Annotated in this window: 5 protein-coding genes and 3 pseudogenes; 5 read left to right on the plus strand and 3 right to left on the minus strand. The window is 65.9% G+C overall.

The window, feature by feature from the left end; all coding sequences use genetic code 11:
• Positions 1–778, plus strand: a pseudogene (locus KIH79_RS12290) (LPXTG cell wall anchor domain-containing protein); the annotation flags it as partial.
• A 171-nt stretch (positions 779–949) separates the two neighbouring features.
• On the opposite strand, the gene KIH79_RS12295 reads toward KIH79_RS12290, so the two are convergent.
• Positions 950–2431: a glycoside-pentoside-hexuronide (GPH):cation symporter gene (locus KIH79_RS12295; RefSeq protein WP_043164844.1), complete on the minus strand. Its 1482-nt coding sequence runs from the start codon at positions 2429–2431 to the stop codon at positions 950–952.
• A 361-nt stretch (positions 2432–2792) separates the two neighbouring features.
• Between KIH79_RS12295 and lacZ the strand changes: the two genes are divergently transcribed.
• The 3 genes from lacZ to nagA all read left to right on the plus strand — a co-directional run bounded on the left by lacZ (position 2793) and on the right by nagA (position 8228).
• Entirely contained in the window at positions 2793–5954 is a 3162-nt protein-coding gene (lacZ, locus tag KIH79_RS12300) for a beta-galactosidase, LacZ type (protein ID WP_219059639.1), read from the plus strand.
• 85 nt (positions 5955–6039) lie between these two features.
• Positions 6040–6852, plus strand: a complete 813-nt coding sequence (gene nagB, locus KIH79_RS12305; protein WP_219059640.1) for a glucosamine-6-phosphate deaminase — start codon at positions 6040–6042, stop codon at positions 6850–6852.
• 71 nt (positions 6853–6923) lie between these two features.
• On the plus strand, positions 6924–8228 hold the full coding sequence (nagA, locus tag KIH79_RS12310; protein WP_219059641.1) for an N-acetylglucosamine-6-phosphate deacetylase: 1305 nt from the start codon (positions 6924–6926) through the stop codon (positions 8226–8228).
• A 2-nt stretch (positions 8229–8230) separates the two neighbouring features.
• On the opposite strand, the pseudogene KIH79_RS12315 reads toward nagA, so the two are convergent.
• Positions 8231–8476: pseudogene (locus KIH79_RS12315) on the minus strand (4'-phosphopantetheinyl transferase superfamily protein); the annotation flags it as partial.
• Between the two features lie 542 nt (positions 8477–9018).
• Here KIH79_RS12315 and KIH79_RS12320 point away from each other — a divergent pair.
• The gene (locus KIH79_RS12320) at positions 9019–10086 is read left to right on the plus strand and encodes a LacI family DNA-binding transcriptional regulator (protein ID WP_214377972.1); all 1068 of its coding nucleotides are present in this window, start codon (positions 9019–9021) and stop codon (positions 10084–10086) included.
• On the opposite strand, the pseudogene KIH79_RS12325 reads toward KIH79_RS12320, so the two are convergent.
• Positions 10083–10277 (minus strand): annotated as a pseudogene (locus tag KIH79_RS12325) (hypothetical protein); the annotation flags it as partial. The gene KIH79_RS12320 and the pseudogene KIH79_RS12325 overlap by 4 nt on opposite strands.

The following is a 10277-nucleotide window of genomic DNA, read 5'->3' on the forward strand; positions in this document are numbered from 1 at the left end:
CGAAACCCTCAACGGCACCAAACGGCCTTCCAACCAGGTCGAGACGCACACGCCCGACATGACCCCGAGCCTGAAGATCGAGAAATGGGACGAGGCCTCCGGCTGGCCGGCCGGCGACCGCGACCAGGTCAAGGACGCGCTGGCCATGCAGGGCGACACGCGCATCGTGTTCACCATCACCAACACCAGCACCGCCGACCCCGACACCAAGCAGGGCGCATGGTACCGAACCAAGGACCTGAACCTCAAGGACCAACTGGTCGCCGGCGACGGCCGGGTGACCGACCTCGAATACCCCGCCGATTGGGACAGCCGCATCCTCAAGCCCGGCGAAAGCGTCGAGGTCAAGGGCGTCCTCAAGGGCGTGACCGACCATCACACCGACCGCGCCACGGTCACCGGCACGCCTCTGATCGAATGCGTCGTCTCCGACCCGGATCCGTTCGACGGCAAGGACGAGACGTCCGCACCCGATGACGCGGTCACGATCGACGGCAGGCTCGTCTGCCCCGACACCGAAGTGGTCAGCAACACCGACGACTGGAACGGCTACCGGACCGGGCTCGCCCACACCGGCGCCGCCATCCAGGGCGTGATCGCCGCGGCGATCACCCTGCTCGCCGTCGGCGTGGGACTGGTCGCCGCCCGCAGGTTCAGGCGCGGGAACAACGCCGCCGGCCGTCACTCCGGCACGATGCAACCCGTCGATGCCGAGGACGCCGACGCGGATGCCGTCGAAACCGTGGATTCGGTTCCCGGCGGGCAATCCGTGGTCTGACCGAAGCGGCAGGGACCGCTTTCTGCCGCGATGATTCTTCCGGCCGGACGACAATCCGGCCGGAACCCCGCCGGTTCTCTTCCTTCTTCTCTCCCCGGCGGGCATGGCAACGGCCCGGCGCCAACGGTTCAAACCGTTAGCGCCGGGCCGTTCCCTTGCTGCCCTGATTGCTTACTGCTTGTCGGTTTCCTCGGAGGCGAGTCGTTCTTCGAGCTGTTCGACGATGTGGTCGTGCATGTTCTCGTCGATCTTGACGGTCAGGAGGAAGACGACGAGGCTGGCGACGATGCCGGCGAGCGGCAGGTAGTAGGCGCAGGTCTTGAACGTGCGGATGTTCGCGGCGGTCATGTCGGCGGCGGTGGCGTTGCCGACCATGCCGGCGGCGACGGCCACGAAGCCCACGATGCCGTTGGACAGCGCGCCGGCGATCTTGTCGAGCATCGGGCGCACGGAGAGGGTGACGGCCTCGTTGCGCTTGCCGGTCTTGAGCTGTCCGTATTCGATGGAGTCGGTCATGCTCAGGATGGCGGTCATCTGGATGGTCTGCGCGGGCAGGTAGAAGAGGACGAGCGCGACGATGACGACGGGCAGGTTCATGGGCGCGATGATGAACAGCGTGTAGCCGGCGATCATGAACGCCATGCCGGCGGTGTACAGCCAGCGGCGCGGGATGCGGCGGTTGAGCACCGGGTAGAGGGGCGTGGTGACCAGTCCGGTGATGACCGGGATGACGCCGGCGATGGAGAAGCTGTCCGGCGCGCCGAGCACGTATTTGAACTGGTAGAAGAGCACGCCGGTGGTGGCGACGTTGGCCACGGAGTACAGCAGGTAGCTCAGGGCGACCCACAGGAGCTGGTCGTTCTGGGCGATGGCCTTGAACGCCTCGATGGGGTTGCCATTGGCCTCGGCCTTGGCGCGCAGCTCGCCCTGGTTCTCGCGGGTGCCGAACGCGACGCTCCACGCGGTCAGCAGGCCGAGCACGGCGATGATGATGGCGAACGCGGCCCAGCCGGTGCGGCCCTGCTCCCATTGGCCGGTGAACTTCCAGGTGAACCAGCTGACGACGGGCACGACGATGACGGTGACGCCGTTGTAGCCGATGGATCCGGTGAACGCGCCGAGCGCGGTGTACGTGCTGCGTTCGTGCGAGTCGGAGGAGATCGCGGGGATCATGCCCCAGTAGGAGATGTCGCGCAGCGAGTAGATCACGTCCAGCAGGATGAACACGATGACGAACAGGACCATGAACACGCCGGTGTTCACGTCCACGAGACCGAACAGGCCGGTGAACACCATGATCAGCAGGATGCCGGGCACGAGGCCGCCGATGAACTGCCAGGGGCGGAACCGGCCCCAGCGGGTGTTCGTGTTGTCCACGAGGTTGCCGAGCAGCGGGTCGAGGAAGATCTCCGCGATGCGGATGACCACCACGAGTCCGGTGATCACCGCGATGAGGCGCGCGGCCAGCGTCTTGTCCACGTCGATGAACAGCGCGGTGGTCACGAACGTGATGAAGAACGTGCTCATCGTGTTGTAGAACGCGGCCTGTCCCAGATTGCCGAATGCGTATGCGATCTTCTGCCCCATGTTCCTCGCGGGCGCTGCCTGCGGCTGTCCGGGCGTCGCCGTGCGCTGTGTGGTGGATCCGCTCATGGTGTGGTGGCCTCCTTGCGACCTGTAAAGAATCCGTGCGCGGGAACAGCTCCGATCCCGCAAGACGCGAGTATAGAACTTTCTCGAAAAAGTAAAAAACTTTACCGCGTGTCGCAAGCAACGCCAACGAATCGCATTCGTCGATTCGAAGCGACGTGCAGGTAAAAGACACCGTAGCAGCCGAATTATCATTGCAATCAATGGATTTGCACAGGTCCTCGCAGTCACCGTCGAGGCATGCGCAAGAAGTTGCGTAAATTAGTAAATATCTTTATCATCGTTGTGCAAGGAGTCACATTCGAAGGCTCCCGCACTGCGGCGGCAACGACGCGACGCAATCCGATGCGAAAGCGAGGACATCATGAACACAACCGACGATCAGCGGAAGAACGGCGATCCGATCGTCTCCCCGTCCATGCCGACGACGGCATGGCTCGCCGACCCGCGCGTGTACGCGGTCCACCGGCTCGACGCCCATTCCGACCATGCGTGCTGGTCGCACGCCCCCTCCGGCGGCGAGGGCACGGATCTCACGCAGAGCCTTGACGGCGAATGGCGGGTCCGCGTCGAGACGGCGCCGGCGAACAGCTTCCCCGACGGGACGAGCGACGGACCGGATTGGATCAGCGACGTGTCGCCGCTGTTCGCCGCGCCGGGCTTCGACGACTCGTCGTTCCCCCGCGTGCGGGTGCCCTCGCATCTGGAGACCGCGGGACTGCTCGACCCGCAGTACGTGAACGTGCAGTACCCGTGGGACGGCCACGAGGACCCGAAGGCCCCGGCCATCCCCGAGCATGGCCATGTGGCGGTCTACCGACGCAAGTTCGCCGCTGAGGGCGCGGTCGCCCAGGCCATCCGCGGTGGCCGCACGGTGACGCTCACCTTCCAGGGCGCGGCCACCGCCATCTACGTGTGGCTCAACGGCGCGTTCGTCGGCTACGCCGAGGACTCCTTCACGCCCAGCGAGTTCGACGTGACGGACGTCATCAGGAAGGACGGCAACGTGCTGGCGGTCGCCTGCTACGAGTATTCGAGCGCGAGCTGGCTGGAGGACCAGGACTTCTGGCGGCTGCACGGCCTGTTCCGCTCCGTCGAGCTCAACGCGAGACCAGCCGCCCACGTCTCCGACATCCACGCCGAAGCCGATTGGGAGCCTGCCACGTCAATCGGATCGCTCTCGCTGGACGTGCTGATCGACGGCGCCACGAACGCCGCGACGGCCGACCTCGCGTTGCGAGACAAGAACGGCACCATCATCTGGCGCACCGCCACGGAAGCAGCCGGAACGCTGCACGCCGAAGCCGAGATCGACGACGCCGCCCCCTGGAGCGCCGAACGCCCGGACCTGTACGAACTGTCCGTCACCCTGCTCGACGCGGACGGCACGGTTCTGGAGACCGCGCGCACCCGCATCGGCTTCCGGCATGTGGCCATCGAGGACGGCGTCCTCAAGCTCAACGGCAAGCGCCTCGTGTTCCGCGGCGTGGACCGCCACGAGTTCGACTGCCGGCGCGGCCGTGCCGTCACCGAAGAGGACATGCTGTGGGACATCCGCTTCATGAAGCGCCACAACATCAACGCGGTGCGCACCTCGCACTACCCGAACCAGTCACGCTGGTACGAGCTGTGCGACGAATACGGCATCTATCTGATCGACGAGACCAACCTGGAGACCCACGGCAGCTGGAACAGCCCCGGCGACATCCCCGTGGGCACCTCCGTCCCCGGTGACGACGAGGCCTGGCTGGGCGCATGCATCGACCGGCTGGACAGCATGATCATGCGTGACCGCAACCATCCCAGCGTACTCGTCTGGTCGCTGGGCAACGAATCCTACGCGGGCGAAGTCCTCAAGGCCATGAGCATGCACGCGCATCGGCTCGACCCGGGCCGTCCCGTCCACTACGAAGGCGTCAATTGGAACCACGCCTATGATGGGATCAGCGATTTCGAAAGCCGTATGTACGCCAAGCCGGACGAGATCCGCGACTGGCTCGAACACGGCGACGAGCGTGGCGCGGCGAACAAGCCGTTCGTCAGCTGCGAGTACATGCACGCCATGGGCAACTCGTGCGGCGGCCTGAGCGAGTTCATCGACCTCGAACAGTACGAGCGCTACTCCGGCGGGTTCATCTGGGACTACATCGACCAGGGGCTCGTCCAGCGCCTGCCCGACGGGAGCGAACGACTCAGCGTCGGCGGAGAATGGGGCGACCGGCCGACCGACTACGAGTTCGTGGGCAACGGCATCGTGTTCGCCGACCGCACGCCCAGCCCCAAGGCGCAGGAGGTCAAGCAGCTGTATTCGCCGATCAAGCTCACCCCCGATGGGCACGGCGTGACCATCGAGAACCGCAACCTGTTCATCGGCACCGACGGCTACGTGTTCGCCGCACGGCTCCTCGAAGACGGGCGCGAGATCTGGCACGCCGACTACCGGTTCGACGTGGCCGCCGGAGACACCCAACGCCATGACATCGCCTTCCCGGACATCGACACGGACGGGAATACGCGCGAGGTCACCTACGAGGTCGATCTCCTGCTCGCCGAAGCCACCGCATGGGCGCCGGCCGGCTACGAGCTCGCGTTCGGCCAGCTTACCGGCACCCTCAACCCCGAACGGGACATCACCGAGACCGATTATGACGACGACGGCCGCGCGACGGTCACGCTCGGCCGGTGGAACACGGGCATCCGCCGCGACGACGAGGAAATCCTCCTGTCGCGCACCCAGGGAGGCATCGTCTCCTGGGCGCGGGACGGACGGGAAATGGTCATCCGTCGCCCTGAACTCGTCACCTTCCGCCCTCTGACCGACAACGACCGCGGTAACCGTTCCGGATTCGACCGTGCAGCATGGTTCGCGGCCGGCCGCTACGCCATCGTGACCGATACGAGCATCACGCAATCCGACGACGGAGGACTCACGGCCGAATACCGGTACGAGCTCGCCGACCCGGGCCACACGCCCGTGACGGTCGCCTACCGCATCACGTCCGACATGCGCATGCGACTGACCGTCGAATACCCCGGCGATGTCACCAACGCCGCCAGCCTGCCCGCGTTCGGTGTCGAATGGGAACTGCCCGGCGAATACACGCAGCTGCGCTACTACGGACCCGGCCCCGAGGAAACCTACCGCGACCGCAAGCAGGGCGGCAAGCTCGGCATCTGGGACACCACCTCAGAGTCGAGCATGGCGCCGTATCTCATGGTGCAGGAAACCGGAAGCCACGAGGACGTCCGCTGGCTCGAAGCCACCGACATCCAAGGCCACGGATTGCGCGTCAGCCAGCGCGGCGACCGTCACTTCACGGCCAGCCTGCTGCCATGGAACACCTACATGATCGAAGCCGCGCGCCGCCATGAGGACCTGCCCGCCCCGCGCCACAACTACCTGCGTCTGCTCGCGGCGCAGATGGGCGTCGGCGGAGACGACTCCTGGGGAGCCCCCGTCCACACGGCCTACCAGCTGCCCGCAGGCAGGCCGCTCACCCTCGACGTGAACCTCGAACTCATCTGACCGGCAACGGGCGGCGGCATGCACCACCATGCCGCCGCCCGTGCATATTCCCCAAAACACACCCACAGAAAAGAGGCAATCAATCATGGCTGAAGTGATCATCGTCAAGAACGAGGAGGAGGCCGGCGAGATCTACGGCCGCTGCGTGGCGGACCTCATCAAGGCCAAGCCGGACGCGGTGCTGGGACTCGCCACGGGTTCGAGCCCGCTGGCCGCCTACCGCGCCCTCGCCAAGATCGTACACGAGGAGCATATCGACGTCTCCCAGGTGCGCGGCTTCGCACTGGACGAGTACCTGGGCCTGCCGTTGACCCACCCGGAGTCCTACCACTCCACCATCCACCGCACGGTCGTCGAGCCCCTGGGCCTTGACCCGACCAAGGTCCACGTGCCCGGCGACGTACTGAACGGCGCGCCCCTTGAGGACGGCGACAAGATCGCCGCCGCCGGCCCGGCCTACGATGCGGCCATCGAGGCCGCGGGCGGCATCGACGTGCAGATCCTCGGCATCGGCACCGACGGCCACATCGGCTTCAACGAGCCCGGCTCCTCCCTCGCATCCGGCACGCGCGTCAAGACGCTCGCCGAGCAGACCCGCATCGACAACGCGCGCTTCTTCGACAACGACATCAACCAGGTGCCGACCCACTGCATCACGCAGGGCATCGGCACGGTGCTCAAGGCCCGTCATCTCGTGCTGCTCGCGTTCGGCGCGGGCAAGGCCGAGGCCATCGAGGAGACCGTCGAGGGCGGCGTGAGCGCGTTCTGCCCGGCGTCCGCGCTGCAGCTGCACCCGCACGCCACGATCATTGTGGATGAGGAGGCAGCCAGCCGTCTGCGTCACAAGGACTACTACCGCTACGCCTTCGCCCACAAGCCGGCCTGGCAGTGCATCTGACGGCAATCGAACGGTTCGGACTCCTTCTTTCTCCGCAAAGAAGGAGCCCGAACGCATACAGGAAGGAAATCATGACACAGGACAGAAACGAGATCGTCGCGCACGTGACGGCGGCGTTGGAGGGCGAGGCCCGTCCGGTCGCGATCCGAGGGGCGCGCAAGGTGGACGCCCGCGGCGAGCAGTCGGGCTACTGGGTGGTCTCGGACGCGCGCGGCGTGATCGTGGCCACGGGCGCCGCGGCCGCGGACGGTACCGGTGAGGAGGCGTTCGAGCACGCCTGCCGCACGGTCGGCATCGACCCGGCCTCCCGCTCCGGCGAGGTGATCGACGCGGACGGCCGCATCCTCACGCCCGGCTACGTGGACATCCACGCCCACGGCGCCTGGGAGAAGAGCTTCGACGACGGCCCCGACGGCATCGACGTGGCCCGCGCCGGCCACGCGGTGCACGGCACCACCCGCCAGGTCCTCTCGCTCATCACCAACCCGATGGACGTGATCTGCCGCAACATCCGCACCGTGCACGAGAAAATGGCCACCCGCCCCGACATCCTCGGCTGCCATCTCGAAGGCCCGTTCCTCGCCCTGAAGCGCAAGGGCGCGCACGACCCGAACTGCCTCAAGGACCCGGTGCCCGAACTCGTGGACGAGATGCTCGACGCCTCGGGCGCCGACCCCGCCGCCGGCAAGCTCGGCTGCATCCGCCAGATCACCATCGCCCCCGAACTCGAGCACGGCATCGGCGCCATCCGCCAGTTCGCGGCCGCCGGCGTGGTGCCCGCGGTCGGCCACTGCGACGCCGACTACGCCACCGCCCAGGCCGGCTTCGACGCGGGCGCCGGCATCATGACCCACATGTTCAACGCGATGAACGGCCTGCACCACCGCGAACCCGGCCCCATCCCGGCCGCCGTCGAGGACCCGCGCGTCACCATCGAGCTCATCAACGACGGCTTCCACGTCCAGAACCCGATGGTCAAGCTCGGCTTCGGCCTCGCGCCCCACCGCATCGCGTTCGTCACCGACGCCATGGCCGCCACCGACTGCCCCGACGGCGCGTACAAGCTCGGCGAACTCGACGTGAACGTCATCGACGGCCACGCCCGACTCGTGTCCAACGGCGCCATCGCCGGCTCCACGCTCACCCTGGAGGTCGCGGTCCAGCGCGCGGTCAACGAACTCGGCTTCAGCCCCGTCGCCGCCGTCGAGGCCGCCACCCTCACCCCGGCCCGCGCCCTCGGACTCGACAAGGCCAACCCCGTCACCGGCACGCCGCTCGGCCTCATCGCCCCCGGATACGCCGCCGACCTCAACCTCCTCGACCCCACCGACTGGACCGCCCAACACATCTGGTGCGCCGGCCGACAGGTGAAGTAAACATCCAACGTGAACGGGTAGCCGGCAGAGCCCAGCAACTCGCACCACGCCTTGAGGAACGATTCCTTGCCGGCCCATTTCGCGGCCAAGTGCACGGCCTCGCCGTCGTTCTTGACCCGCGCACGTTCGACCGCCTGCCGCACCTCACGCACCGAGAACAACGAACGCATGCGCGTGCCCGGCTCGACCAGCTGAGAGGCGAATGCCGCCACATCGACCACATCATGACCCAATCCAAATGACTGCATACGGTCCATTGTCGCAGCAGCATCGCCCACAGGTTCGATCCGACGGTCACGCAGCACAACAGACGCAGCACAACAGAACGGCACACCGGCCAGCCTATTACCCTGTCGAGCAGGTGTATTCCGGTTGCATTCCGGCCTCCGAAGATTCAAGACCTGAGCGTCCAGCCCATTCCCACGCTGAGTGGATCCTGTCAGCCAAGACCGATCACCGGCTTCCGATACGACCCTCTCGACCTCTCGCCAATGACCCGCGGACGCCGCCGGGAACGAGGACGTTCACGGACCGCCGATAAGACCGACAAGAGCCAGGCCCGCCACGAACGTTTCGGGGGCATCCAAACTCATGGAAGTCAAATTGTTGACCCAACAACAAGCAAACAGAAAACGCTGCAAAAAAGAGCGACACTCCGATTACCAAACTGTTTGTAGTCAAACGTTTGACTTCTTAACTTCATTAAAAAGAATGCCAATGACGGCCGGACAACCACCGCAACATCACGCGCAGGCAAGCAACACAACCAGACACAACCAAGGAGGGACGCATGGTCACCATGAAGCACATCGCCAACCGTGCCGGCGTCTCCATCTCCACGGTCTCGCTGGTGCTCAACGGGCGCGACGCCGGGCGAGTCAGCCCCGAAGTGGCGGAGCGCATCCGAGGCATCGCCGAAAGCCTCGGCTACCGCACCAACCGTCTCGCCAGCAGCCTGCGCACCAGCCGCAGCCGCATCATCGCGTTCCTCAGCGACGAAGTGGCCACCACGCCCTTCGCCGGACGCATGATCGAAGGCGCACAGGACGCCGCACGGGCCCTCGGATACCTGCTGATTACCGTCGGCATCAGCGGCGGCGCGAAAAGCCCCGGATCCGACCGCGAGATCATGGCGCTCAAGCAATACGGCACCGACGGCTTCATCTACGCGCGCATGTTCAACCAACGCACGCTGCTGCCGCAGCCCCTGAGCGACTGCAAAGTGGTCGTCGCCGACGCCACCGACGCGGCACCGAGCATCGTGCCCGATGAGCACAGCATCGGCTTTAAGGCCACCAGCCACCTCCTCGACGCCGGATGCAGGCGCATCGCCTACGTGGGCACCATCCACAACATGATCGCCCAACCCGGCCGTATTTCGGGATACATGGACGCACTCTCCTCGCGCAACATCGCTTTCGACCCCGAACTCATGATCAATGTGGAATCGGGCAGCGACGAGGCGGCCCGCATACCGGCGTTCTTCGACCGGCACCCGGACGTGGACGGATTCTTCTGTTTCAACGACACGCGCGCCTGGAGCATCTACACGGAGGCCATCCGTCGCGGACTGGCCATCGGCAAGGACATCGCCGTGGTGGGCGTGGACAACCATCAGGTCATCGCCGAAGCGCTCGATCCGCCTCTGTCCACCGTGGAGCTGCCTCACTACGAGATGGGCTACTGGGCCGTGGGCAAACTGGTCTCGATGATCGAGGACATGACGGTCTCGCCGTTCCCGAAGGAAGGCTACCCGATCGACCGCGTACCGCTGCCATCGCTTGAGGAGCATTCGGCGAAGCTGGACTGCAAGCTGCGCATCAAACAGTCCTGGGTGAGACCGCCGCAACGAACCTAGGCGCGCGGCCGATCACCGAGGCGGCGGTCCAACGGCAAGCGCCAAAGCGGATCGACAACGCCCGCCACGGCGATGTCCTTGCCGATGGCCAGTCCGCGACGGATGGCCTCCGTGTAGATGCTCCAGGCGCGCGTGTCGTTGAAACAGAAGAATCCGTCCACGTCCGGGTGCCGGTCGAAGAACGCCGGTAT

It is taken from the genome of Bifidobacterium miconis (assembly GCF_019331735.1).
In the GTDB taxonomy this organism is placed as follows: domain Bacteria; phylum Actinomycetota; class Actinomycetes; order Actinomycetales; family Bifidobacteriaceae; genus Bifidobacterium; species Bifidobacterium miconis.